The organism is Thauera sp. WH-2, assembly GCF_048321015.1.
Classification (GTDB): Bacteria; Pseudomonadota; Gammaproteobacteria; order Burkholderiales; family Rhodocyclaceae; genus Thauera.
In genome coordinates, this window is record NZ_JBLWFG010000005.1 from 87160 (window position 1) to 111538 (window position 24379).

The following is a 24379-nucleotide window of genomic DNA, read 5'->3' on the forward strand; positions in this document are numbered from 1 at the left end:
CGTGTAGCCGGCGTCATCCCAGCGTGAACAAACCGGGCGCGGCGAGGGCGTCTACGATGCGCCTTACTGGCGCGGGCAGCGCGGCGCCCTCTCGAGCGTCCAGCGCCAGCCATTGCAGCGCTGCTGCGTCGGCGCACAGGGGGGGCCGAGTTGCGGAGCGGATCAGGACGGGCTGCAATTCGAGCACGAAATGCGTGAAGGCATGGGTGAACGGGGTGAGGGGCGAGGGCTGCGCCCGCTCGAGCCCGAAGCGTACCATCGCCCAGGCGCTGATATCGTCTGTGGTGTCCGGTATTTCCGGCAGCGCGAGCAAGCCGCCCCAGATGCCGGCAGGAGGGCGGCGTTCCAGCAGCACGGCGTTCTCGTGCAGGATCACCGCGTAGCGCGCGCTGCGCCGTGGTACCGCTCTCTTCGGGCGTGGGGCGGGCAGTGTGGCTAGGCGGTCTTCCCGATAGGCCACGCAGTCGTGCTGGAACGGGCAGTGCGCGCAGGCTGGGCGGCTGCGTGTGCATACCGTGGCACCAAGATCCATCTGCGCCTGGATGTAGCGGCCGATGTCGCGCTCGGGCAGCAAGGACTCGGCCAGGGCCCACAGGCGCTCTTCGACCGCACGTTCGCCCGGAAAACCGTCCACGCCGAAGAGGCGGCACAGTACGCGCTTGACGTTGCCGTCGAGGATGGCGACACGCTCGCCGAAGGCGAAGGCGGCGATGGCGGCGGCGGTCGAGCGCCCAACCCCGGGAAGGGTGGCGATCGTGGCGGCTCTGTGCGGGAACTGGCCGGCGTGGTCGGCCATGATCATGCATGCGGCACGGTGCAGGTTGCGCGCGCGGGCGTAGTAGCCCAGCCCGCTCCAGAGCGCCATGACGTCCTCGACCGGGGCCACCGCCAGGCTGCCTACGTCGGGAAAGCGCGCGAGGAAGCGCTCGTAATACGGGATCACCGTCTCCACTCGCGTCTGCTGCAGCATGATCTCGGACAGCCAGATGCGGTATGGGTCGCGACCGTGCTGCCAGGGCAGGCCATGGCGACCGTGCGTGCGCTGCCAGGCGCACAGGCGGTGGGCGAAGTCGTTCAGGCGAGGGATATTCATGCGTGACCTGCGGTGGATCGGTGATGGGGTTCTCGACGCTGCACCCCCGGGCAGGGATAATCACGCGTTCTCCAACATTCCAACGACGCGCTTCCGACGTGTCGGACATTCCCCATGACCCAACAGCATCCTGCGGACGAGGACTTCTCGCGCCGCTTCCGTAACGCGCTCGGCATGTTTGCCACCGGGATCACCGTGGTGACCACACGTGGCCCGGGTGGAGAGCCGATCGGTCTCACGGTCAACTCCTTCAATTCGGTATCGCTCGACCCGGCGCTGGTCGTCTGGAGCCTGTCGAACAGCCTGCCCAGCAAGCCTGTGTTCGAAGCCTGCGAATACTACGCGATCAATGTGCTTGCGGAGGACCAGGCAGAGCTTTCGCAACGCTTCGCCAGCCGGCTCGACGACAAGTTCGACGGTCTGGCGTTTGACGAAGGCGTCGGCGGTGTGCCGCTGTTGCGGGGGTGCTGCGCCCGTTTCGAATGTCGCAACACCGTCCGCCATCCGGGGGGGGACCATCTGGTCTTCATCAGCGAGGTGCTCGGTTTCGAGCGTCACGAGCGCGCGCCGCTGATCTATTTTGGCGGCGCCTATCGGCGCTTGGCCGCCTGAGGGCGGCGCGGGTCGGCTTTATTTGCGCTTGCGCGCCGCGCTCTTTTCGACGAGCTCGATCTCGAAATCGCGCGCCGGGTCCAGCGCCAGCGCCAGCACCGACAGGCGCAGGCGCACGCCCTCTTCGTCCTCCGGTTTCTCGCGGGGCGTCAGGGCTTCGCGGCAGAAGGGGCCGTCGGGGTGGAAGTTCCACGCTTCGGGCGGCACCATCGCGCAGTCCGCGATCGCGCCATCTTCCACCTTCGCCCAGCACAGCAGCACACCGCGCGCGCCACTTACCCGTGCCAGGCCGATGCCTGGCTCCGGTGCGCTGACGTCGCTCAGTGGGGCGACCTCGTCGCTTTCGGGGTGGCGCATCCGGCTGGCGCAGTCGGCCAGGTCGATTGCGCGCGCGAACAGGCGCGCCGAAACTCGGTGGCCGCGGTCGAGCAGCAGCTTGACCAGCTGCGAGGCTGCATGTCGGGCAAGCGCGCCGGTTTCGGCGGGTGAGCCCCCTTGGGTGGGGCGACGGACGAACTCCTCCGTCGGCCAATGCCCGGCACTGGCTGTCCAGGCTGCGGCGCTCAGTGTGCCGAGCAGCGGAACGGTGCCTTCTTTCGCGGGCGTCGCCGCGCCCAGGCTGATCAGCGCGGCCATCACCGAGCTCAGGCTGCCGCCGGCCTCCAGGCGGTCGAGAAACTCGCCGATGCCGTGCGGCATGCGGATGCGGGTGAAGAAACCGGCGAGCAGTTCGCGCGCCACCAGATCGAGCACGTCCCCGCCCAGCGCCATCGCGTTTTCGGCGTCGGCGCAATGCATCAGGCGGCGGTGAAATTCGGTGTAACGGTTGTGGCGCGGCTCGAAACCGAGCCGTGCCGGCCACGCCAGCAGCAGGCGGTGCAGATGCGCATCGATCACCTCAGCGGCGAGCCAGCGCTCGGTGGCAAGGGCTTCCTCGCGCCCCGGCGCAGGCTGCCCGAGCGCAGCGGCACAGGCCAGGCGAACCGCGGTAGCGTGCGCGCGCGGGCTGATGGGCGCGTGCGCCTGCGCATGCTCGACAGCAGCTTCCGGGGTCATGCCGATCAATGAGCGCCCCATCCAGGCAACCTCAGGGAGTGTGACCCGTACGGACGCCACGACGCCCTGGCGATGGGTCGCAAGGATGTGAATGCGGTCGCTTGCCATGGCGGCTGGGGTGTTCATTGTCTGTTTTCGCTCGGAGGGCGCGGATAGCCGCAAGGATACCCCCATGACGACCCGATCGGTGCCCCCGATTGCTGCATAGCAGCAATAAAAAATACGCCACACTCATGTCGAATGTCACGGCAGAACATCGTGAAATGCCCCAGAATTCGCGACGGTGCTAGAATCCGGCGAGTAGATCGGACTACCCAAAATCCCACTCACACCAATCGAGGAAAAGCATGAACAAAGGTGAATTCGTCGAAGCCCTGGCTGACCGTCTGGATGTTTCCCGCGCTCAGGCCGACCGTGCGCTGTCGGGCGTGCTGGACATCATCGCCGAGCAACTGGGCAAGGGCGAGAAGGTTGCCTTCACCGGCTTTGGCTCTTTCGAGGTCTCCAAGCGCGCCGCCCGCACGGGTCGCAACCCGCAGACCGGCGCCACGATCGAGATCGCCGCATCCAGCGTGCCGAAGTTCACCGCTGGTGCAACGCTCAAGGCCGCGGTCAACAAGTAAGCGCATTCCGGACTCCCCGGGGGCGACTCCGGCTGGGCGGGCCATACTTGGGGTATCGGCCCGCTTTTTCGTTCACGGCCTTCCCGAAGCGCTCCCCGATTTCCCTTGCCGGGCAAGGCCTTGTTGGCGCTTCGCGGTAAAGATTTCTGCACCTTGGCTGGAAAAGCCGCTATACTTGCCGAGTTGTGCAATGCAGCAAAGGGCCGTATCCATTCCGCTGCGGATGAGGACATCCGCCGAAAACCGGCCCAAGGGACTGTAACCACAGCCCCATCGCCCCCGACCTCCCGTCGCCGGTTTCTCCTGAAACCGAGCGTTCCATGCGTTCTTCAGATCGTCTGGCTGCGTGACAACCGGTTGGTGCCGATGCGCGGTCCTTCTCCGACGCCGTCGCAGATCGACCGGCCACGCCCGTCGCGTCCGTCATGCAGCGATTGCCGCTGCGATACCGTAGCCGGTTCCCACCGGTACGGCGCGATGCCTTTGCGATCCGTCTCCCACGGATCCCGATCCGTCCCACCGCTTGCCGGTGCGGACAGCAAGACAGGAAGAACCATGACTTTCCAAAGCCTCGGCCTTGCCGACGAACTCCTCAAGGCCGTCGAGCAGACCGGTTACACCACCCCGACTCCGGTGCAGCTCCAGGCCATTCCGGCAGCGATCGCGGGCCGTGACCTGCTCGTTTCCAGCCATACCGGCAGCGGCAAGACCGCCGCCTTCACCCTGCCTGCCCTGCAGCGGATCGTCGGCCGTCGTCCGACACCGGGCAGCGGCCCGCGCGTGCTGGTGCTGACGCCCACTCGCGAGCTCGCCCAGCAGGTCGAGAAGGCGGTGCAGACCTACGGCAAGGCGCTGCGTTGGCTCAACACCGCCTGCCTTGTCGGCGGTGCGCCGATGTTTGCGCAGGTCAAGCAGCTCCAGCGGCAGTGCGATGTCGTCGTCGCTACGCCGGGCCGCCTCCTCGACCACCTCAACCGGCGCAAGATCAAGCTCTCGGACGTCGAGGTGCTGATCCTGGATGAAGCCGACCGCATGCTCGACATGGGCTTCGCTGAGGACATCGACGCCATCGTTGCCGCGACCCCGGGCAAGCGTCAGACCCTGCTGTTCTCGGCCACGCTCGATGGTGTGGTTGGCAGCATGGCCTCCCGCATGACGCGTGATCCGCAGCGTATCGAGATCGAAGTCGCCAAGGAAGACCGCGGCCAGATCGAGCAGCGACTGATGTTCGCCGACGATCTCGGCCACAAGAACCGCTTGCTCCACGCCCTGCTCGGTGAGGACGGGATGAACCAGGCGGTGGTATTCACCGCCACCAAGCGCAGTGCTGATGAACTGTCGCTTTCCCTGCAGGAAAAGGGCATCGCTGCCGCCGCCTTGCACGGTGACATGCACCAGACCCAGCGCAACCGCACCCTCGACCGCCTGCGCCAGGGCCGCATCGGCGTGCTGGTGGCGACCGACGTCGCCGCGCGCGGCATCGACGTCGCCGGTATCAGCCACGTCATCAACTTCGACCCGCCGCGCCAGGCCGAGGACTACGTGCACCGCATCGGTCGCACTGGCCGTGCCGGTCGCGACGGTATCGCAATCACGCTGTCCGGTCCGCGCGAAACGGGTCTGATCCGCGCCATCGAGCGCTTCACGGGCGGCCGCCTCGAAGTGCACACCATCGCCGGCATGGAGCCCTCGCCGCGCAAGCCGTCCGGCCCGCGTCCGGGCGGCAATGGCGGCCGTCGCTTCGGCAGTGGCGGAGGCTACGCTCGTCCGGGTGGCAACGGTGGCCGCGGCCCAGGGCGCGACGGCCACCCCTCGCGCAACGAGCGCAACCACGGCGATCGCCAAGCGTACGGCGGGGAGCGTCGTCAGCGCGCCGGCCGTGACTGATCTTCTTGCGCGCGCCCTCCTTGCGCTTTCGCTCGCCGCGATGCCCGCCCTTGCGGGCGCGGCGGCGACCGGGGACTGCGAGCTGATGCTTGCCGTGGAGCGCAACGGAGCGATTCAGCTGTGGTCGGCCGCAGCCGGGGTGAGGGAGGTGGGGCGAGGCGGATGCGCAGCGCTTGATCCGATGGCCCGGCGGCTGGCTTGGTGCGCACCATCCGATGAGGAGGACTGGCGCGCACGCGTGCTCTGGATCCTGCCCCTGGGGGCTGGCAGCCGCGTCGAGCGCGAGCGTGCCTACGAGGCGCCGGAGGGAGCTTTCATCAGCGAGGCCGCCTGGTCGCCGGATGGGCAGCGTCTGGCCTTTCTGCTGACCGATGCCCGTTTCCGCAGCCACCTGCTGGTTTGGCGCGATGGCCGTGTCGATCGCATCGCCAGCGCGTCAGTGGATGAAGACCCGCAGTGGTGGAGCCTGGGCTGGCTCGCCGACGGCGAGCAGCTCACCGTCCATGACATGCAGCGGCTCCACACGATTGAGCATCGGACCGGCGAACGGCACCGTGAACCGCTGCTCAAGCTCGGCATCCCGCCGGACGCTATGAGCAGCAGCGACCGCGTCAGACCGGCTCCGGACGATCCCCAGCTTTTCGCCTTTACTCGTATGGCTCAAGGCTCTGAGCGTCTTCAACGCGTGCTGCACGAACCGGGCAGTGCGCTCTTCTTGCATGACCGTTTCGTGGGCAAGGGGAAAAACCTGCGCCTGAGCGATGAAGACACTGTGGTGGTGGATGCCACTTGGGTGCCCGATGGGCGCAGTCTGGTGTTTTCCGGTTACCGGGCCGGGCAGGCGCAGGAAACCGATCCCTTTCGTCTCTATCGTATCGAGCGACATGGTGGCCGCGCGGCGGAGCTGACCCGCGGTGAACGCGCCAGCGCTGCCTGTCTGCGTCCATCCGCGTTACCTGACCATTCCCGCTGAAGAGCGCGTCCGCGCGGTCGCTCCGCGTGCTCGTTTCAGAGCATGCTTTCCAGGAAGGCCCGCGTGCGCGGATGCTCGGGATTGGCGAAGAACTCCGCCGCCGGGCGCGACTCGATGAGTTCGCCGCCGTCCATGAACACCACGCGGCTTGCCACCTCGCGCGCAAAGCCCATCTCGTGCGTCACCACCAGCATGGTCATGTGCTCGTCGGCGAGCTGGCGCATGGTGCGCAGCACCTCGCCGGTCAGCTCCGGGTCGAGTGCGGAAGTCGGCTCGTCGAACAGCATGATGTCCGGCTCCATCGCCAGCGCACGCGCGATCGCCACGCGCTGCTTCTGTCCGCCCGAGAGCCGTGACGGATAGGCCTCGCGCTTGTCGAAGAGGCCGACCTTCTTCAACAACTCCTCGGCCTTGGGCAGGATGGCCTCGCGCTTCATGCCCTTCACCGTGATTGGCGCCTCGATCACGTTCTGCAGCACGGTCAGGTGCGGAAACAGGTTGAAGTGCTGGAACACCATGCCCATGCGCGCACAGATCCGGCGCACCTCGGCGTCGGCGACGTAGTGTGCGCGGCCGCTCGCGTCATCGTGGGCGAGCACGTCGCCCTCGATGACGATGCGCCCGGCGTCGATGGTCTCGAGGTGGTTGAGGCAGCGCAGGAAGGTGCTCTTGCCCGAGCCCGAGGGGCCGATCACCGCGACCACTTCGCCCTTCGCGAGCGTCAGCGAAACGCCCTTCAACACCTCGTTGGCGCCGAAGCGCTTGTGGATGCCGTTGGCGAGGATCATCGGTTCGCTCATCGACGCGGCCTCAGTCATAGACGGCATGGCGTTTCTCCAGGCGCTGGAAGAACCAGGTCAGCACCAGCGTCATCAGCAGGTAGAAGCCCGCGGCGACGATGAAAGGCGTGATGGTGAAGTCGCGCTGCACGATGCCGCGTGCGGCGCGCAGCAGGTCGTTGAGCGCAAGCACGTAGATCAGCGAGGTGTCCTTGACCAGGGTGATGGTCTCGTTGCTCATCGGCGGCAGGATGCGCTTGACCATCTGCGGCAGCACGATGCGGCGCATGGTCTGGCCGTAGGAAAAACCGAGCACCTTGGCGCCCTCGTACTGGCCGCGATCGATGGACTGGATGCCGGCGCGGAAGATCTCGGCGAAGTAGGCCGCGTAGTTGAGCGCGAAGGCCACGATCGCCGCCGGGAAGTCGGGCAGGCGGATGCCCACCACCGGCACGAAGGGCAGCGCGTAGTAGATGAACAGCATCTGCAGCATCAGCGGCGTGCCGCGCATCAGCCAGATGTAGCCATTGACGGCCTGGCTGGCGACGGTGAAACGCGAGATACGGATCAGCGCCAGCGCCAGGCCGAGCGGCACGGCCAGTGCGAGCGTGATGAAGAACAGCTTGAGCGTGACCAGCGAGCCCTCGGCGAGCGGGCCGAGGATGCTGAGGATGTAGTCCATGAGGGAATTCCGGGCAGGGCGCGCGCGTCGCGCGAGGCCGGCGGACGCGCCGAATCACGGCTGCCCGCACGGCCCGAATGGACTTACTTGATGATGTCCTTGCCGAACCACTCGGTGGAGATGCGCGCCGCGCTGCCGTCGGCCTTCATCTCGTCCATCGCCTTCTGCAGCCTGGCCAGCAACTCGGTGTCGTCCTTGCGCGTGCCGACGCCGTACTCCTCGGTGCCGAAGTGGTCGTCGAGCACCACGTAGTCGCCGGGCTTCTTGGCGGTGTAGTAGCGGCCCACGACCTCGTCCAGCACCACGGCGTCCAGGCGGCCGGTGGTCAGGTCCATCAGCGCGGTGACGTTGTCGCCGAACTTCTTCAGCTCCTTGAAGGAAGCCGCGATCGGGTCCTTCTGCACCGCGTCGATCGCGCTGCTGCCGTCCTGGATGCCGATGGTCTTGTCGGCGAGGTCGGCCTTGGTCTTCACCGCCGAGTTGGCGGGCACCACGATGATCTGGTGGTTTTCCATGTAGGCGGTGGTGAAGCCGATGTTCTTCCGGCGTTCTTCGGTGATGGTGAGGCCGTTCCACAGCGCGTCGACGCGCTTGCCATTCAGCTCCGCCTCCTTGGCGCTCCAGTCGATCGGCTTGAACTCGACTTCGATACCGAGGCGCTTGGCGGCTTCCTTGGCGAGGTCGATGTCGAAGCCGACGAGTTCGTTCTTCTCGTTGCGGAAACCCATCGGCGGGAAGTTGTCGTCGAGGCCGATGACGATCTTCGTGGGGGCGGTCGGCGCGGGGGCGGCGGACTGCGCGGCGGGGGCGCTGTCGTTGTTGCCGCAACCGGTCAGCAGGGCGCCGGCGGTGAGGGAGAGCATCAGCAGGGAAGAGAATTTGTTCATGATCCGACTCGGAAAGGACTGGGAAAGAGCGCCTGCACCCGCATGGGCGTGCGCCCGTGAACCGACTTTACGCTGCGGCGCGGCACGCAAAGGCGCGATTCTCCCCGTGAAGCCGTGATCGGGCAACCACTGCGCCACGGCTGCGTGCAGACATAAAAGAAACCCGCCACCCGTGGAAGCGGGTGGCGGGTGAGCGCAAGACCGGTTGGCCGAGGGGGTGAGAGAGAGGCCCTGCTCCCGGTTTTGGGCGCCCGAAGGCGGTCTCAGGCGCCCAACAGCAGGGCGCCGGTGCCGGCGATGGCGCCGCCGCTGATGCGCAGCACCGTGCGGCCGAGCGCGCTGTCCGGAACGAGTCGGGCGAGCGCAAAGCCGATCAGGTGAAGGGCGGCGGTGGCGAGGGCGAAGCCAAGGGTGTACGCGAGCACCGAGCCATCGCCCATTTCGGCGTGGTGTGCATGGCCGTGGAAAAGCGCGAAGCCGGTGACCAGCGGAAGCGCGGCGGGGAGCGGCAGGCGGGCCAGGAAGGCGATCAGCAGGCCGAGGACCAGCACCGAGGCGGCGATGCCGGCTTCCACTGCAGGCAATTCGATGGCGAGGGCCGAGAGGGTTGCGCCGGCGAGCATCGCCAGCACGAAGCTGGCAGGGAGCATCCAGCGTGCGCGCTTCTGCTGGCGGGCGGCGAACAGGCCGACGGCCAGCATTGCGAGCAGGTGGTCCAGACCGCCGATCGGGTGGGAGAGGCCGCTTGCGAGGCTGGCAGCGTCGTGGCCAGGGTGGGCGAATACCGGTGCGGTAGCCGAGAGGAGGGCCAGGAGGGTCAGCGGCCGGACGAAGTTGCGACAGGTGGCGTGCATGAGTGTGATTCCTTTGCGGCGTGCGGTCGAAGAACAAGGCTGAGTCAGCGAGGACGCATGACTGCTATCAAGATGCGTGCCAGGTCTGCGTCGGACCTGGAATCCGCAGGCTGCAGTGCCTGCAGTGTTCAAGAGATGGTCGAATGCTTTCCGGTTACTGGGCGTCACCGGCAGCCGATTGACCAGGTGTGCCCTTGTCCTGCGTTCCAGCCAGGGGCAGTGTCAGCACCAGGACTGCGCCGCCCTGCGGGGCGTTTTCGGCCAGCAGTTGCCCGCCATGGCGCTCGACGATGCCATAGCTGATCGACAGCCCGAGCCCGGTGCCCTTGCCTACCGGCTTGGTGGTGAAGAAGGGGTCGAAGATGCGGCCGATCACCGCCTCGGGGATACCCGGCCCGTTGTCGTGAAAGCGCAGTTCCACCTCGCCCTCGCGGAGCGTGGCGCCGATGCGAAGGGTGGGCGGGCCGTCGCCCTGGGTGGCGGCGGCCCAGGCGTTCTCGATCAGGTTGGTGACGACCTGCTGGATGCGCCCGGACGATCCGTGCAGCGGTATGGACCGCGGTAACGCGAGTTCGACGCGGAAGCTCTCGCGTGCGGCCTTGCACACCCAGCGCACTGCGCGCTCGATGACCGCGACCAGATCGAAGTCTTCGGCCTCGCCGCGGTCCATCACGGAGAAGCGTTTCAGACCGTCGACGATCGCCCGCGTGCGCTCGGCGCCTTCGAGGGTGCCCTCGATCAGCGAGGGCAGGTCGGCGAGGATGCGGTCGATGCGCAGCGTACGTCGCGCCTCGTCGATCTCCTTGGCACCGGCGCCGCCGTGAATGTGGCCGATATATTCGGAGAGGCGCTCGGCGTAGCGGCGTAGCGCATGCACGTTGCCGAGGACGAAGCTGATCGGGTTGTTGAGTTCGTGCGCGACGCCTGCAACCAGGCGTCCGAGCGAGGCCATCTTCTCGGCATGGAGCAACTGCTGCTGGGTGCGCTTGAGATCTTCATGCGCCTGATGCAGCGCCTCGTAGGCACGACGCAGCTCCCCAACCGGCCGCCCGGTGATGACCATGCCGAGCGACTTGCCGACGGCGCTGAAGCGCGGCGTACAGTTCAGCGACACCGGCACGGCGCTGCCGTCACGCGCGCGCAGCGGCAGCTCGCAGTCATGCACTTCCCTGGGACCTTGTTCGAGCAGGCGTCGGCGCGCCTCGGCGGCGGCTTGCGGATCCGCGAACAGTTCCATCATCGGCGTGCCGCGCAGGTCGTCGATGCTGCGCCCGCAGAAGGCCTCGAGCGAGCGGTTCGCGTCCTGGATCACGCCGTTGCGGTCGCACACCAGCATGATGTCGGACATTGAGGTGAGCACCGAGAAGATGAACTGCTGTGACTCTTCGAGCTTGGCGTTCTTCTGCTCGAGCGCGACCTCGTACTGCAGCAGGTCGGAGTACACCTCGTCCATCTTGTCGATGACCTCCAGCCACACGTCCTCGCTCACGCCGACGAGTTCGCCGGGGTGGGCGGTGTGCTGCAGCGGCGGGGTCGGGCTGTCGTCCTGGGACATGATCGGGTCTCCGGTCGGGCAGACGGGCGGTTCGGTCAATGCACCGTGCACGACATGCACGGATCGAAGGAGCGCACGATGTGCTGGACGGCGAGCGGCACGCGCTCGTCCTCGCCGACCGGCGTGCCGGCGAGCGCCTGTTCCAGCGCGCCGGGCTGGCCGGCGCCGTCGCGCGGCGAGAAATTCCAGGTGGTGGGGGCGATGATCTGGTAGTTCGCTATCACGCCCTTGTTCACCACCAGCCAGTGGCCGAGCGAGCCGCGCGCGGCCTCGACCAGCCCCGCGCCGCGCGTCTGCTCGGGCATCTCGCCTTGTATGCAGAAAGGTTCGCCGGGCACGATGGCCTGGACCCAGTGCTCCATCGCGGGCAGTACGCGGGCGAGCTCCAGCGTACGCGCGGTAACGCGGCTGAGCACGTTGCCGCCGCCCCGAGCGACCAGGTCGCGGACCAGCGGGTGGCCGTCGATCAACTGGCGTGCGAGCGCGCCGCATTCGAGTGTCTGGCCGTCGAGCCGCGGCGCCTTGCACCAGGAGTAGGCACCCTCCTTGTCGGCGACCGGTTCGGTGCGCGCAGAGAAGGGGTGTGCGCCTGTGGGGTGCGCGCCTGGGGAGTGCCTGCCCGGGTCGTCCCGCAGCCAGGCGTGGCGCCCGTCCTCGGTGATCGCCTGCGGGTCGAGCGGCGCTGCCATGCCCTCTTGCCAGGTGCCGGACGCGAACAGCGCTTGCCCGTTCAGGGGGTAGGCGCCGAAGGACAGGAAGCGATCGCCAGCGCGGCCGAGCGATGCGAGCGAGAGGGCGCGTGCGATGTGCAGGAAATGGCGGAAATCGCCCTCGTGTGCGGTGCGCGCATCGGCCCAACGCCACAACGCCGCTTCGGAGTCGAGCGCGGCGAAGGCTTCGAGGCTGTCGCCCAGCAGTCGCTGCTCGAGAAACAGGCGGAAGCGGCGCAGCAGCGCGAGCAGGCGCAGCTTGTCGTTCTTGGCCACCGTACGCGTGCTGCCCCCGGGCTGCAGGGCCAGCGTATGTGGCCATTTGCCCGCCAGCGTGCCGGTGAGCTCGAGAAAGGCGGCGCGTGCCGGCAGCACCTCGGCGGTCGCGCTTCCCTTCACGGCTTCGAAGCGGGCGCGGGCGGCGGCATGCCAGTTCTGCGTGCGGTAGGCTTCGCGCGCAAAATCGGGCATGAAGAACAGATAGAAGTGGGTGACATGGTCGGCGAGGTTCTCGGCGGCCAGCACCAGCGCCGAAACGAGCTCGCCGTTGGGGGCAGGCACGATGCCCATCGCCGCACGCAGCGCGGCAGCGGCCGCGGCGGATTGCGACACCGAGCAGATGCCACAGATGCGCGGCACGAACACCAACGCGTCGAGCGGCGTCTTGCCAAGCAGCACGTTCTCGAAGCCGCGGTATAGCGGTGCGGTCACCTGCGCGCTGCGCACGTGCCCGTCTGCGACTTCGAGGCTCACCTCCAGGTCGCCTTCGACGCGATTGAAGGGGCCGAGCACGATGCGGCGCATGCAATCTCCGTCAGTATTTCCGCCCGTTGCCGCGAATCGCGGGCGGCACGACCGGGTGGTCGGAACGAGCATTCTCCCTTACCCGGCGCGGGGTCGCCGACTTGGACAGCGCGGCGAGCGCGACGAACCAGGCCTTGGGCATGTCCGCGGGCAGGCCGATCGGGATGCCCGCCACCTTGGGCGTCTGGTGGAAGGGGTGGCCCGGGTCTTCGAAGCCGGGTTCGGTGCAGCCGATGCAGGCAAAGCCGCCCTCGGGGCAGGAGCCCGCGCCGTTCCACAGCCGGGTGTTGCAGTCGGCGTGTGCCTGGGTGCCCATGCAGCCCAGGTTTTCCATCAGGCAGCCGAGCTGGGAAAGCTCCGCTGCGCTTGCCTTGAACTCGTAGTACTCGTTGCGGCTGCAGCCATGATGGACGAGCTTGTCGGCATAGAAGCGGGGGCGGCCGAGGGGGTCGAAGTCTGCCGCCTCGAAGGCGTCCGCAGCCAGCCCGAGCAGGGTTTCCACCACCCAGCCGGGGTGGGTGGGGCAGCCGGCAACGTTGATCACCGGCAGCCCCGCCTGCGAGCGCCAGTCCGCGCCGAGCAGGCCGCCGGGCAGGTCGCCGTCATACTGCAGGCCGCAGGCGTCGGTGGGGTTCAGGCCCGAACTCGTCATGCCGCCGAAGGCCGCGCAGCTGCCCACCGCCACCACATGGCGTGCGCGTGCGGCGAGGGTGCTTACCCATTCGATCATCGGCTTGCCTGTGCCGGCGAGCAGGTGGAAGCGGCCGCTGCCATTGGGGCCGCGCAGCAGCGCGCCCTCCACGCACAGGATGTCGACCCGCTGGCGGCCTTCGGCGCAGGCTTCCAGAAGGTCGGTCGCCTCCACGCAGGTCTGTTCGGACAGGGAGGGATGCCACAGCAGCTCGATGCCGCCCGCCCCCAGCGTGCCCACTAGATCGCCGGCGTCGTGGCACAGCAGCGACATCGTGCACCCGCCGCAGCCGCCGGATTGCAGCCAGAGCAGGTTCATTGCGCGGCTCCCGCGGCATCCGTTGCATCGGTTTCCTCGCTGCCCTCGGCGGAGTCTGCCCGGTCGTCCAGGCCCCAGCGCGCGAGCTTGCTGCGCAGGCCGACGCGCGACAGGCCGAGCTCGGCGGCCGTGCGGGTCTTGTTCCAGCGGTGGCGGATCAGGCAGGCGTGTACGATGCGCGCCTCGAGCGCATCGAGCCGGCTGCGCAGGTCACCTTCCAGGCCGCCCAGCCAGGACAGCGTGGCCTCGTCCTCCTCGGCTGCGGCATGCAGCACGCGCGGCGACAGGTGCGCGGCCGACAGGCGAGGGCCTTCGGCGAGCGCGATCATGCGCAGCACCTCGTTGCGCAACTCGCGCACGTTGCCGGGCCAGCGGTAGGCGCGTAGGCGGCCGAGGATCTCGTCGTCGAGTGGTTCGAGTGCGAGCCCCAGCGCGGCCGCGTTGTCCTGCAGGTAATGCTGCGCGATCAGCGGGATGTCCATCGGCCGTTCGCGCAGCGGCGGCACGCGCACGGTGATCGCGGCGAGGCGGTAGTAGAGATCCTCGCGGAAACGGCCGGCGCGCACCTCTTCCTCAAGGTTGCGGTTGGTGGCGGCAATCACGCGCACATCCACCGGCACCGGTCGTGGCGCACCCACCGGCCGCACCTCGCCCTCCTGCAGCACGCGCAGCAGCTTGACCTGGAAGGCGGCCGAGGTTTCGCCGATCTCGTCGAGCAGGATGGAGCCGCCGCTGGCCTGGCGGAACAAGCCCTCGCGATCCTCGGTGGCGCCGGTGTAGGCGCCGCGGCGGGCGCCGAAGAGCTCGGACTCGAGCAGGGTGTCGGGGAGCGCGCCGCAGTTCTCGACAATGAACGCGTTGGCCTCGCGCGGGCTGCCGTAGTGCAGCGCGCGTGCGAGCAGCTCCTTGCCGGTGCCGGACTCGCCGGTCAGCAGCACCGGGATGTCGTAGCCGGCGACCTTGTCGACCAGGGCGCAGATGGCGTTCATCGGCGAGTCGGGCGCGCGCAGCAGGGCGCCGCCGCGCTGGCGGTCGCGCACCGCCTCGCGCTTGCCGGCGACGCGCTGGCGCAGCACCGGCGCCGCCACCTTGAGGTCCAGGCTCAGGCGCTCGTTCTCGGCCTGCAGGCGCTGCATCTGCGCGGCGTTGCGCAGGGTCAGCAGCAGCTGCTCGGGCTGCCAGGGCTTGAGTAAGTACTGGAAGATACCGGCCTCGTTGATGCCGGCGATGATGTCCTCGGAGTCGGTGTAGCCGGAGATGATGATGCGCACTGCGTCCGGCCAGCGCTCGCGTACCTCGCGCAGCAGCACCACGCCCGAGGTGCCGGGCATGCGCTGGTCGCTGAGCACGATCTGGATCCACTCCCGCGACAGAATCTCCAGCGCCTCGTCGGCCGACGAGGCGGTGAACACCTCGAAGTCCTCGTCCAGCGTGCGGCGCAAGGCCTCCTGCGAGCGCAGCTCATCATCGACGACGAGAACGGTGGGCAGGGTCGGGGTGGGCATGGAGGGCGCAGCTTCCTTCAGGGGGTGAGGATCGTTTCCCGGGGCGGCGAGACCTGCCAGCCCAGGTCGCGGTGGCGGGCGAGGTGGCGCGGCGTCCACGACTGCGCGCTCTTGAGCACGAAGTGGAAACGCGCCACATGGTAGCTCGGGTCGAAGCCGTAGAAGTTGCGCCGCATCATGTCGAGCTCGGCGGCGCGATAGGCGGCGAGCGGCTTCTCGGCCTCGTCGGCGGCGCGGCGGCCGGCCTTGTCGGCGATACGTGCGGCGAGCGCCGGGTCGGTGGCGAGCGCGCGTGCACGCGCCTCCACCTCGGCCGCAAAGTCCGCGCGGCCGGTGCCGAAGCAGTCATCGATCAGCCCTTGCACCGCCGCCTGGCGGGCGAGCAGCGGCAGGCGGTTGCGCATGATTGCGCGCGCGGCGTTCCCGCCCACCCGGCGCGGCAGCAGGTAGGTCCAGTACTCGGAGCCGAACAGGTTGCCCATGTTCTTGTAGTGCGGGTTCATCACCACCCCTTCGCGCGCCCATACAAGGTCGCAGGCGAGGGCGAGAAAGCAGCCGCCGGCGCCGGCGTTGCCGCGCAGCGCGGCGACGGTGAGGCGGTCGGTGAGCCCGAGCAGCGCCAGGCAGACGTCGTCGATGGCCTCGATGTTGGCCCAGGACTCGTCGGCCGGCGAGGGCGCCGCCTCGATGGTGTTGAGGTGGATGCCGTTGGACCAGAAGCCGGCGCCGCCGTCGAGCACCAGCACCCGCGTCGGGCGGCTGCGGGCAAACGCGATTGCGGCGAGCAGGCGGCGGCACTGCGCAGTGGACATCGCACCGTTGTAGAACGTGAAGGACAGCACGCCGAGCGCGCCATCGTCCGTCTCGCGGTAGGCGAGCTCGCGGTAGCCGAGCGTCGCCGGATCGGCGCCGGGCGGCGTTATCAGCGTGGCGGGCAGTTCCGGCAGCGTTGCTGCCTCGGTGGCGAAGGCGAGCGTGGCTGGGAGCTTGAACGGATGCGGGCTGTCGGCGCGGCGCACGTGGCCGATCCACACCGCGCCGTCCGCCGTGGCGCGCAGCAATGCGCCGTCGCGGCGGGCGAGCAGCGTGCCGGGCGCGGCGTGCTCGCAGCCGGCCGGCCGGCGCCCGGGGTGGGCGTCAAAGAGATGACAGGCTTGATCGAAGAGCGCGTCGGCCACGCCGGGGAAGCCGTCGGCGGCGCGGATGCGGGCGAGGATCTCGGCGCTGCCCATGCGCGCCCAGTCGAGCGCGCGATCGGCCTGGCACATCAGCGGGCGCAGGCGGCCGCGCGCATCGCTGATTTCCGCCAGCGGGCGCGGCTGCCAGCGACCCGCGCGCCAGTCGGGCACGCGGGCGAGCGCCTCGCGCACCGCGGCAAGCGCGCCGGCGGTGGTCTCGTTGCGATAGATGTCGGCCTTGGCCGCTGCGCGCAGCGGGAACTCACGGCTCGCCCACACCGGACCGGCGTCCATCTCGGCCTCGGCCTGCAGCACGGTGACGCCCCACCGCTTGTCGCCACCCTCAGCCTCGGCTTCCTGGATCGCCCAGTCGAGCGCGGAGGGGCCGCGGTCGCCGACGATGCCGGGATGCACGATCAGGGTGAGGTGGCGGCGCCAGACCGATTCCGGCACCGCACGCTTGAGGAAGGGCGCCACGATCACGTCGGGCGCGAACAGCGCCACTGCCTCCTTGGTCACGTTGTCGGCGATGTCGAACTCCACCGAGACTTCGTGACCGTCGGCGCCGAGCTCGGCGAACAGGCGCTGGGCCAGGCCGTTGAAGCTGTGGGTGAGCAGCAGGATGCGCAGCGCCGCGGCCATCAGCAGATCCTCGGCAGTTGCTCGCCAGCGAGCCAGTCCACCATGCGTCGCCCGCCGAAGCCGGTGCGGATCTGCACGAAGTGCTGCGGGTCGGCGGTGGCGGTGCCGATGCGCGCCGCCTCGGCGCCGAGCGGGTGGGCGCGCAGCGCGGCGAGCGCGGCCTCGGCATGCTCGGGTGCACACAGCACGACCAGCTTGCCCTCGTTGGCGACGTAGAGCGGGTCCAGGCCGAGCAGTTCGCAGGCCGCGTGCACCTGGGACGATACCGGGATCGCCGCCTCGTCGAGCTCCATGCCCACGCCCGACTGCATGGCGATCTCGTTCAGCGTGGTCGCCAGGCCGCCGCGGGTGGGGTCGCGTAGCACGCGGATCGCCTCGGCCGGCACCGCGGCATACAGCGCCTCGATGAGGCCGTTGAGTGCCGCGCTGTCGGAGACGATCTCGGAGTCGAAGGCCAGCGATTCGCGCTGCGCCATGATCGCCATGCCGTGGTCGCCGATGCGCCCGGACAGCAGCACCACGTCGCCAGGCCGCGCACGTGCGCCGCCCGGATCGCGCCCGGCCGGCAGCGCGCCGACGCCGGTGGTGGTGATGAAGACGCCGTCGCCCTTGCCCTGCTCGACTACCTTGGTGTCGCCGGTCACCACCATGACCCCGGCCGCGCGTGCGGCGGCGGCCATCGAATCGACGATGCGGGCGAGTTCGGCGAGCGCATAGCCTTCCTCGAGGATGAAGCTGGCGGCCAGGTAGAGCGGGCGCGCGCCCATCACCGCGAGGTCGTTCACCGTGCCGTGCACCGACAGGCTGCCGATGTCGCCGCCGGGGAAGAACAGCGGGCTCACCACGTGGGCGTCGGTCGCCATCACCAGGCGCTCGCCCGCCGCCGGCGCGGGCAGCACCGCGCCGTCGTCGCCGCGGGCGAGGAAGTCGTTGGCGAAGGCGCGCGCGAAGAGTTCGGAGATCAGCTGCGCCATCGCCCGCCCGCCGGCGCCGAAGCCTAGATCGACGCGGCCGTTGCGCAAGTCCAGTGGGCGGACGTAGCCGGGTTTGACGGTGTTCATGCGGTTTCCTGGTTTGCGTTCAGGCGTGCGGCGCCCTCGACGACGCGCACCGGCACGTCGCGGAAGCGCCCGTAGTTGTAGTGTGCGGCGCAGGCGCCCTCGGAGGACACCATGCAAGAGCCCATCGGCGTTTCCGGGGTGCACACGGTGCCGAACAGCTTGCAGTCGGTCGGCTTCTTCACTCCGCGCAGGATCGCGCCGCATTCGCACGCGCGGTTGTCGGGCACCGGGCGGTAGTCGAGGCCGAACTTCGCCTCCGCGTCCCAGGGCGCGAGGGCGGCGCGGATGCGCAGTGCGGAGTAGGGCACCAGGCCCAAGCCGCGCCATTCGAAGCTGCGCCGCAGCTCGAAGGTCTCGGCGACCAGGGTCTTGGCCTTGAGGTTGCCGTCCGGCACCACCGCGCGCGCGAACTCGTTCTCCACCTCGGCGCGGCCTTCGTTGACCTGGCGCACCAGCATGCGGATCGCCTGCATCACGTCGAGCGGCTCGAAGCCGGCGATCACTACCGGCTTGCGGTACTCCTCGGCGAAGAACGCATAGGGCTGGCTGCCGATGATGGTCGATACGTGGGCAGGGCCGATGAAGCCGTCCAGCGGCACGGTGCCGAGCCGGCGCACCTCGGGCGACTCGAGGATGGTGGAGATTGCCGACGGCGTGAGCACGTGGTTGCAGATCACGCTGAAGTTGGTAACGCCCTGTGCCGCGGCCTGGCGCAGCACGAGCGCGGTGGGCGGCGTGGTGGTCTCGAAGCCGATCGCGAAGAAAACCACCTCGCGCGCCGGCTCGCGTGCGGCAAGCGCGAGCGCGTCGGCGGCGGAATACACCATGCGCACGTCGGCGCCCCGGGCCTTGGCCTTGAGCAATGACAGGCCGTCGGAGGCGGGCACGCGCAGGCAGTCGCCGTAGGTGCACAGGATCACCTCGGGGCGCGAGAGCGCGAGCTGGATCGCCATGTCCACGCGCCCGATCGGCAGCACGCACACCGGGCAGCCGGGGCCGTGGATCATGCGCACGTTGGGCGGCAGCAGGTCGGTGACGCCGTAGCGCGAGATGGCGTGGGTGTGGCCGCCGCAGAACTCCATGAAGGCGTAGTCGCGGCCGGTGTCGGCCTCGCGCGCGATCGCCCGCGCAAGCCCCGCGGCGAGCGTGCCGTCGCGGAATTCGTCCACGTACTTCATCGTGTCGCCCTGTGCCTCATGGGCTTGCCCTGCGCGCTCATTGCGCAGCGGCCGCTGCTGTGGCGTCGTCTGCGAATGCGGCCTCGGGGTCGATCCCCGCCTCGGCGAACAGTGCCAGGGTCTGTGCGGCCTCCTCGGGATCGAGGCGGGTCAGGGCGTAGCCGACATGCACGATCACGTAGTCACCGACGGCCGCGCCATCGACGAGCGCGAGCGAGATGTCCTTGCGCACGCCGCCGAGTTCGACGCGGCACTGGTCGTCGGGCAGCAGTTCGACGATGCGGGCGGGGATGGCGAGACACATGCTCAGGTTTCCTTTGCGGCGAGATGATGCATGGCGACCCAGGCCTGGCCGAGCGCGAGCCCGGCATCGCCGGGCGACAGCTGGCGGGCGCCGAGCACCTGCAGGCTGCTCGCCGGCAGGCTGGCGTGCAGCGCCTCCGAGAGCAGGCGGTTGTGCAGGCAGCCGCCGGACAATACCACGGTGTCGCAGCCGGTCAATTGGCGCCCGGCGGCGACCCAGTCGGCCAGCGCGGCGGCCAGTGTGGCCTGGAAGCGGGCGGCGCCGCGCACTGCGTCGTGCTCGTCGGCGAGGCGCAGCAGCAGGGGGTGCAGGTCGAGTTCGAGGGTGATGCCCTTGGGAGGCGTTTCGGGCTGCACGCCCTGCGTGGCGCCACCGTCTGCTGTGCTGCGGGTCTTGAGCTGCCAGTCGGTGCGCGCCACCGCTGGGGCGCTTGCGCGGCTGGCGAGCTGCTCCAGGGCAATGGCGGCCTCGGCCTCCATCTGCATGACCTCGCAGATGCCGAGCAGGCCCGCCGCGGCGTCGAAGTGGCGGCCCAGGCTGGAGGTCGCCGGGGACAGCGCGGGGCGTGCCAGCACATGGCCCAGCATGGCCGCCGCGGGCTGGTGCGCAAAGCGGTGCGGGATTTCGTCGCCACGCCCGCAGGCGTGCAGCAGCGCCGCCGCCATGCGCCAGGGTTCGCGCGCGGCGCGGTCGCCGCCGGGTAGATGCAGCGGGCGCAGGTGGCCGAGGCGCACGAACTCGCTGCCCGCCACCCACAGCAGTTCGCCGCCCCAGGCCTCGCCATCGGTGCCCAGACCGACGCCATCCAGGGCGAGGCCGAGCACCGGCCGTGCGTTGAAGCGGCCATGCTCGGCGAGCACGGCGCCGACGTGGGCATGGTGATGCTGGACGCCGATCGCCGGCACGCCGAGCCGGGCGGCAAGTTCGGTGGCGACGCGGGTGGAGTGGAAGTCGGGGTGCAGGTCGTGAGCGATGGCGCGCAGCGGCCCGCCCGCTTGCGCGATCAGCGCCTCGGCCGCGGGGGCGACGCGGCGACAGGCGTCGGCGTTGTCGAGGTCGCCGAGGTTGGGACCGAAGGCCGCGCCGTCCGTTTCGAGCAGGCAGGAGGCGTGCTTGAACCACGCCCCCAGCGCGAGGATGGGCAGCTGCTGCGCCTGCTCGTTCAGCGCGAGCTTCATGCCTGCGGCGCGGTGGCGCGTGCGGCGCCCAGGCCGGCCTCGATCCATGCCAGCCATTCGTCCAGGCCTTCGCCGGTGGTGGCCGAGCTGCGGATCACGCGCAGGGCAGGGTTCACCCGCAGCGCGTACTCGATGGCACGCTGCGCGTCGAAGCGCAGATAGGGCAAGAGGTCGACCTTGTTGAGCAGCATCACGCTTGCGGCGGCGAACATGTCGGGGTACTTCAGCGGTTTGTCCTCGCCCTCGGTCACAGACAGGATGGCGACCTTGTGCGCTTCGCCGAGGTCGAAGGCGGCTGGGCAGACCAGGTTGCCGACGTTCTCGATCAGCAGCAGGCTGCCGTCGGTGAGCCCCATGCGCGGCAGCGCGCGGGCGACCATGTCGGCGTCGAGATGACAGCCCTTGCCGGTGTTGATCTGCAGCGCGGGCACACCGGTGGCGCGGATGCGTTCGGCGTCGAATTCGGTCTGCTGGTCGCCTTCGATCACCGCTGCCGGAATCCGTCCGGCCAGCGCCTCGAGCGTACTTACCAGCAGCGAGGTCTTGCCCGAGCCCGGGCTGGACACCAGGTTCAGCGCGAAGATGCCGTGCGCGCGCAGCCAGGCGCGGTTCTGGTCGGCGCGGGCGTCGTTCTTGCCGAGGATGTCGCGCTCGATCTTCACCATCTGTGCCTGGCTCAGGCCCGGTGCGTGTGCATGTGCGGGCCCGGCGCCGAAGTGCAGGTGGTGATCGCCTTGGCGGATGGGTGTGTCGTCCGCGACCGTTGCCTCTGCGGCCGTATCGAGCGCGCGCCATGCACGTGTCACGCCCTGCGCGGGTCGACCATGCCCTCCGCGCCGGCCTTGGCCCAGCGCGCCGATCCGGGTTTCACCGGTACCACATCCACAAACGGTGCACATCTTGAGAAACTCCAGTGTCCATCCAGAAAAAGCTGCTCTAGTCTGAGGTTAATCCACTTCCAGCGCCTTGACGCGCATCTCCTTCCCCGCGGTCAGCTGAACCTGGTAGCCGCCGCAGGCGGGGCAGGCGTCGTAGATCTCGTGCATGGGCACGGTCTTCGCGCAGGCCAGGCACCAGCCGGCCCCGGCGACCGGCTCGACCTCGATGCGCGCGCCCTCGGCCGCCGTGCCCTGCAGCACCACGTCGAGACAGAAGCGCAGCGCGTCGACCTCGACGGAGGCGAGCGCGCCGATCTCGAGCACGACGCTGCGCACCTTTTCGAACCCGTTCGCGGCAGCCGATTCCTCGATGATCGTGCGTACGCCCTCGGCCAGCGACATCTCATGCATGCAGTTTCTCCTCGATGGCCCAGCTTACCGCCACGCAGGGATCGAGCGCGAGAGCCAGGGCGCGGAGCCTGCGTTCGAGTGCGGCCGGGGTTCCCCGCGGCGCGGCCAGGGCTTCGCGGACGAAGGCGCCCCGGGGGTGGAAGTTCCATTCCGTCGGCGCAATCACGGAGTACTCGATGACCCGCGGCCCCGAGGTGGTTTCGTCCACGCGTACACGGTGAATCAGCAGCCCGCGCGCGCTGGCCACGCAGGCCAGGCCGGTGCCGGGCGTCGGGGAGAAGGCGTCGATGCGCGTGCGATCCGGGCGTGGCGAGGTGGACAGCACCTGCCCGCATTCGCGCAGATCCGCGATTCGCGCCGCGATCCGAGCCCGGATGCGCTGGCCCTGCCGCAGGCGGGCGGCGGTTTCGGTATCGGCCGCGTGGCGTGCGAGCACCCCGGTTTCGTGGGCGGCGCCGTCGAGCTCCGGCGCCCGCGAGAAGGCGCGGCCGAAGTCGAGCTGCTCGACGCATGCGCCTGCGCCCAGCATGGGCAGCAGCGGGGTGGCTTGGGCGGTCGTGAGGGCCGGGTCGAGTTCGCTGCCGACCGCATCCAGCAGGGGGGCTGCGATCTCGTGTGCAAGTGCGGAGAGTTCGGCGCCGGGCGCGCCCTGTCCCTCCTGGCGCATGGTCGTGAGTCGGCGGTATATCGCGGTGAAGCGGGTGCGCCATTCGGTGCGCTGCGCGGCGGGCAGGGCGAGCAGGGCCGGCCAGTCGAGCATCAGGCGCCACAGGTGTTCCTGCGCGGTCTCGGCCGCGACCACGATCTCGTCGTGTATCCGGCCCGGCGTCGGGACGGTGTCGCCTTGCCCGCCGCTGGCCGCGTCGAGGGCGGCGCGTGCAGCGGCCGTCTGGGCCATGGCGCACAGCGAGAACAGGCGCGGGACACGCGCGAGCACATCGGCCGGTGACCTGCCCTCGAGTGCGCGCACGGCGACCGGGCGCGTGTTGCGCAGGTGCAGGGCTTCCAGGCCTTTGGGGCCGAGCCGCGCGTGCACCTCCAGCGCGCCCGCATCGATCGAGGCAGCCGTGGCCATCGTCGTCAGCGCCCCGCGGGTGCGCCGCCAAAGCGCAGGAAGCGGCGGCGGCTCGTATCGACCGGTGGCGGGGATGCGGGCGTGTCCGCCGGAGCCGGGCCGGTGGTTGCGGCAGGCGGTTGGCAGGCGGTGGCCAGGGCATCCTGCACCAGCGCGCGTGCGGCTTGCTCGTCCGCGATCCCGGTGACGGTGTTGAGCAGGGGGAAGTACTGGAACGCGGGAAGGCGGGCGTCGCCTTCGTCCGCGATGAAGGGCAGGGTGCCGACCGGCAGCGTCACCAGGCTCCGGCTGCCCGCGGGCGTGTCCGTCCACAGCTCGCCGCCGCCAGGCAGCAGCATCAGTTGAACACTCCACGGAGTGACTACGCCGCCCAGCCAGTCGCCCTCCACATGCCGGAAATCGAAGGCATGGACCGAGAGCGCCGGATTCAGGAAGGGCAGGCCGGACATGCGCTCGGCGAGCACGCCTTCGAACCACTGCTGCACCGCGGCCATGGGCGACGTGTCCCAGGCCGGCGCGTGCAAAGCGGGTGGGGGCGTACGCGCCGGGCGGCGCAGTTGCTCCATCATGTGGCGGCGCTCCGGCTGCGTTCGCGATCGAGGTCGCTGAAAAAGTCTTCCGGGTGGTAGTCGCCGTCGAGCGAGGCAGCCAGTGCAGCCAGCGCCTCTTCGATCAGCGCGCGCTCTTCCTCGGCGACCACCTCCTTGGCGAAGCCGAGCGACACCAGCACCCAGGTGCCGACCGGTTGCGGGCCGAGCAGCATCATGTTCGCCCGCTCGCGCCGATCACCACGGCCGACCACGGCGATGTCGCCGTCGGCCTCGAGGGCGAGGATCTGCATCGGCACGGAGAGGCACATCAGGCAGCCTCCCGCAGGGCTTCCAGGCCGTAGCCGCCGCCTGCCAGCGCGTCGAGCAGTTCAGCCTCCGCCTCGGCCAGGGCGGCCCGCACGGGCGCGGACAGGGTCATGCCGGTGGCGAGCGACTGCGGTTCGACGCCGACCACCACGGTGCGCCGCGGTGCGCGACCGACGAACTGCAGGGTCGCGAGCACATCCGCCAGTCCGACCTGGTGCGGCGAGAGCTTGGTGCGGAAGAAGGTCGGCACCTCGTCGTCGCGCAGCACCACGACGCTGCCCGGGCTGCGGCCGCTGCGCACGCAGTCGGCGATCACGAGCAGATCCAGGTGCTCGAGATCCTCGAGCATCTCCATCGCGCAGGTGCCGCCGTCCAGCACCTGCAGGCCGGTGGGCATGCGGTGGCCGACCATCAGGCGCTCGACCAGACGCACCCCCACGCCCTCGTCGGAGAGCAGGATGTTGCCGACCCCGAGCAGCACGGCGCGCCTGTGGGCGCCGGCACTGCTGCCCGCCGTGGCCGGGGTGACGTGGCTGGCCTCGGCCGGCGGGTTGTGAGCCTGTCTCGCGTCCGTCTCGGCTTGCATGG

General features: G+C 69.4%; 24 protein-coding genes and 1 pseudogene. 4 read left to right on the forward strand and 21 right to left on the reverse strand.

Annotated elements, in window-relative coordinates; translation table 11 throughout:
- Positions 1–13 precede the first annotated feature (13 nt).
- Positions 14–1078, reverse strand: coding sequence for an A/G-specific adenine glycosylase (gene mutY / locus ACNKW1_RS10055; RefSeq protein WP_418364626.1), 1065 nt, complete (start codon positions 1076–1078; stop codon positions 14–16).
- Between the two features lie 129 nt (positions 1079–1207).
- Here mutY and ACNKW1_RS10060 point away from each other — a divergent pair, with 129 nt between their 5' ends.
- Positions 1208–1705: a flavin reductase family protein gene (locus ACNKW1_RS10060; RefSeq protein ID WP_418364444.1), complete on the forward strand. Its 498-nt coding sequence runs from the start codon at positions 1208–1210 to the stop codon at positions 1703–1705.
- An 18-nt stretch (positions 1706–1723) separates the two neighbouring features.
- Here ACNKW1_RS10060 and ACNKW1_RS10065 read toward each other — a convergent pair whose 3' ends face one another.
- Positions 1724–2887, reverse strand: a complete 1164-nt coding sequence (locus ACNKW1_RS10065) for a hypothetical protein (protein WP_418364445.1) — start codon at positions 2885–2887, stop codon at positions 1724–1726.
- A gap of 218 nt (positions 2888–3105) precedes the next feature.
- Here ACNKW1_RS10065 and ACNKW1_RS10070 point away from each other — a divergent pair.
- The 3 genes and pseudogenes from ACNKW1_RS10070 to ACNKW1_RS10080 form a co-directional block, all read left to right on the forward strand.
- A pseudogene (locus ACNKW1_RS10070) lies at positions 3106–3384 on the forward strand (HU family DNA-binding protein); the annotation flags it as partial.
- A 555-nt stretch (positions 3385–3939) separates the two neighbouring features.
- Entirely contained in the window at positions 3940–5271 is a 1332-nt protein-coding gene (locus ACNKW1_RS10075; protein WP_418364446.1) for a DEAD/DEAH box helicase, read from the forward strand.
- A 40-nt stretch (positions 5272–5311) separates the two neighbouring features.
- Positions 5312–6244, forward strand: coding sequence for a hypothetical protein (locus tag ACNKW1_RS10080; RefSeq protein ID WP_418364447.1), 933 nt, complete (start codon positions 5312–5314; stop codon positions 6242–6244).
- 35 nt (positions 6245–6279) lie between these two features.
- On the opposite strand, the gene ACNKW1_RS10085 is transcribed toward ACNKW1_RS10080, so the two are convergent.
- The 19 genes from ACNKW1_RS10085 to ACNKW1_RS10175 all read right to left on the reverse strand — a co-directional run bounded on the left by ACNKW1_RS10085 (position 6280) and on the right by ACNKW1_RS10175 (position 24377).
- Positions 6280–7032: an amino acid ABC transporter ATP-binding protein gene (locus ACNKW1_RS10085; protein ID WP_418364627.1), complete on the reverse strand. Its 753-nt coding sequence runs from the start codon at positions 7030–7032 to the stop codon at positions 6280–6282.
- Positions 7033–7054: 22 nt separating this feature from the next.
- Positions 7055–7705 (reverse strand): amino acid ABC transporter permease, encoded by a 651-nt coding sequence (locus ACNKW1_RS10090; RefSeq protein WP_418364448.1) that lies wholly within the window; start codon positions 7703–7705, stop codon positions 7055–7057.
- 83 nt (positions 7706–7788) lie between these two features.
- Complete coding sequence (locus ACNKW1_RS10095; protein WP_418364449.1) at positions 7789–8592, reverse strand: amino acid ABC transporter substrate-binding protein; 804 nt, start codon at positions 8590–8592, stop codon at positions 7789–7791.
- Between the two features lie 263 nt (positions 8593–8855).
- On the reverse strand, positions 8856–9446 hold the full coding sequence (locus ACNKW1_RS10100; RefSeq protein WP_418364450.1) for a HupE/UreJ family protein: 591 nt from the start codon (positions 9444–9446) through the stop codon (positions 8856–8858).
- A 154-nt stretch (positions 9447–9600) separates the two neighbouring features.
- Complete coding sequence (locus ACNKW1_RS10105) at positions 9601–11001, reverse strand: sensor histidine kinase (protein ID WP_418364451.1); 1401 nt, start codon at positions 10999–11001, stop codon at positions 9601–9603.
- A 35-nt stretch (positions 11002–11036) separates the two neighbouring features.
- Positions 11037–12515, reverse strand: a complete 1479-nt coding sequence (locus ACNKW1_RS10110) for a nickel-dependent hydrogenase large subunit (RefSeq protein WP_418364452.1) — start codon at positions 12513–12515, stop codon at positions 11037–11039.
- Positions 12516–12525: 10 nt separating this feature from the next.
- Positions 12526–13524, reverse strand: a complete 999-nt coding sequence (locus ACNKW1_RS10115) for a HupU protein (protein WP_418364453.1) — start codon at positions 13522–13524, stop codon at positions 12526–12528.
- Complete coding sequence (locus ACNKW1_RS10120; RefSeq protein WP_418364454.1) at positions 13521–15029, reverse strand: sigma-54-dependent transcriptional regulator; 1509 nt, start codon at positions 15027–15029, stop codon at positions 13521–13523. The genes ACNKW1_RS10115 and ACNKW1_RS10120 overlap by 4 nt, the downstream gene beginning before the upstream one ends.
- A gap of 17 nt (positions 15030–15046) precedes the next feature.
- On the reverse strand, positions 15047–16849 hold the full coding sequence (locus ACNKW1_RS10125) for a hydrogenase maturation protein (protein WP_418364455.1): 1803 nt from the start codon (positions 16847–16849) through the stop codon (positions 15047–15049).
- Positions 16849–17910 (reverse strand): hydrogenase expression/formation protein HypE, encoded by a 1062-nt coding sequence (gene hypE, locus ACNKW1_RS10130; RefSeq protein WP_418364456.1) that lies wholly within the window; start codon positions 17908–17910, stop codon positions 16849–16851. Before hypE ends, ACNKW1_RS10125 begins: the two co-directional genes overlap by 1 nt.
- Complete coding sequence (gene hypD / locus ACNKW1_RS10135; RefSeq protein WP_418364457.1) at positions 17907–19088, reverse strand: hydrogenase formation protein HypD; 1182 nt, start codon at positions 19086–19088, stop codon at positions 17907–17909. Before hypD ends, hypE begins: the two co-directional genes overlap by 4 nt.
- A 37-nt stretch (positions 19089–19125) precedes the next feature.
- Positions 19126–19392 carry a HypC/HybG/HupF family hydrogenase formation chaperone gene (locus tag ACNKW1_RS10140; protein WP_270069047.1) on the reverse strand — a complete coding sequence of 89 codons (267 nt, stop codon included), beginning with the start codon at positions 19390–19392 and terminating at the stop codon, positions 19126–19128.
- A 2-nt stretch (positions 19393–19394) separates the two neighbouring features.
- A complete protein-coding gene (locus tag ACNKW1_RS10145; protein ID WP_418364458.1) occupies positions 19395–20570 on the reverse strand; it encodes a carbamoyltransferase HypF in 1176 nt (391 codons plus the stop codon).
- Positions 20567–21469, reverse strand: a complete 903-nt coding sequence (hypB, locus tag ACNKW1_RS10150; RefSeq protein WP_418364459.1) for a hydrogenase nickel incorporation protein HypB — start codon at positions 21467–21469, stop codon at positions 20567–20569. The genes ACNKW1_RS10145 and hypB overlap by 4 nt, the downstream gene beginning before the upstream one ends.
- A gap of 48 nt (positions 21470–21517) precedes the next feature.
- Positions 21518–21859 (reverse strand): hydrogenase maturation nickel metallochaperone HypA, encoded by a 342-nt coding sequence (hypA, locus tag ACNKW1_RS10155; RefSeq protein WP_418364460.1) that lies wholly within the window; start codon positions 21857–21859, stop codon positions 21518–21520.
- Positions 21852–22934 carry a hypothetical protein gene (locus ACNKW1_RS10160; RefSeq protein ID WP_418364461.1) on the reverse strand — a complete coding sequence of 361 codons (1083 nt, stop codon included), beginning with the start codon at positions 22932–22934 and terminating at the stop codon, positions 21852–21854. The genes hypA and ACNKW1_RS10160 overlap by 8 nt, the downstream gene beginning before the upstream one ends.
- Before the next feature lie 5 nt (positions 22935–22939).
- Complete coding sequence (hybE, locus tag ACNKW1_RS10165) at positions 22940–23503, reverse strand: [NiFe]-hydrogenase assembly chaperone HybE (RefSeq protein ID WP_418364462.1); 564 nt, start codon at positions 23501–23503, stop codon at positions 22940–22942.
- Positions 23500–23793 (reverse strand): HypC/HybG/HupF family hydrogenase formation chaperone, encoded by a 294-nt coding sequence (locus tag ACNKW1_RS10170; protein ID WP_418364463.1) that lies wholly within the window; start codon positions 23791–23793, stop codon positions 23500–23502. The genes hybE and ACNKW1_RS10170 overlap by 4 nt, the downstream gene beginning before the upstream one ends.
- The gene (locus tag ACNKW1_RS10175) at positions 23793–24377 is read right to left on the reverse strand and encodes a HyaD/HybD family hydrogenase maturation endopeptidase (protein WP_418364464.1); all 585 of its coding nucleotides are present in this window, start codon (positions 24375–24377) and stop codon (positions 23793–23795) included. The genes ACNKW1_RS10170 and ACNKW1_RS10175 overlap by 1 nt, the downstream gene beginning before the upstream one ends.
- Positions 24378–24379 lie beyond the last annotated feature (2 nt).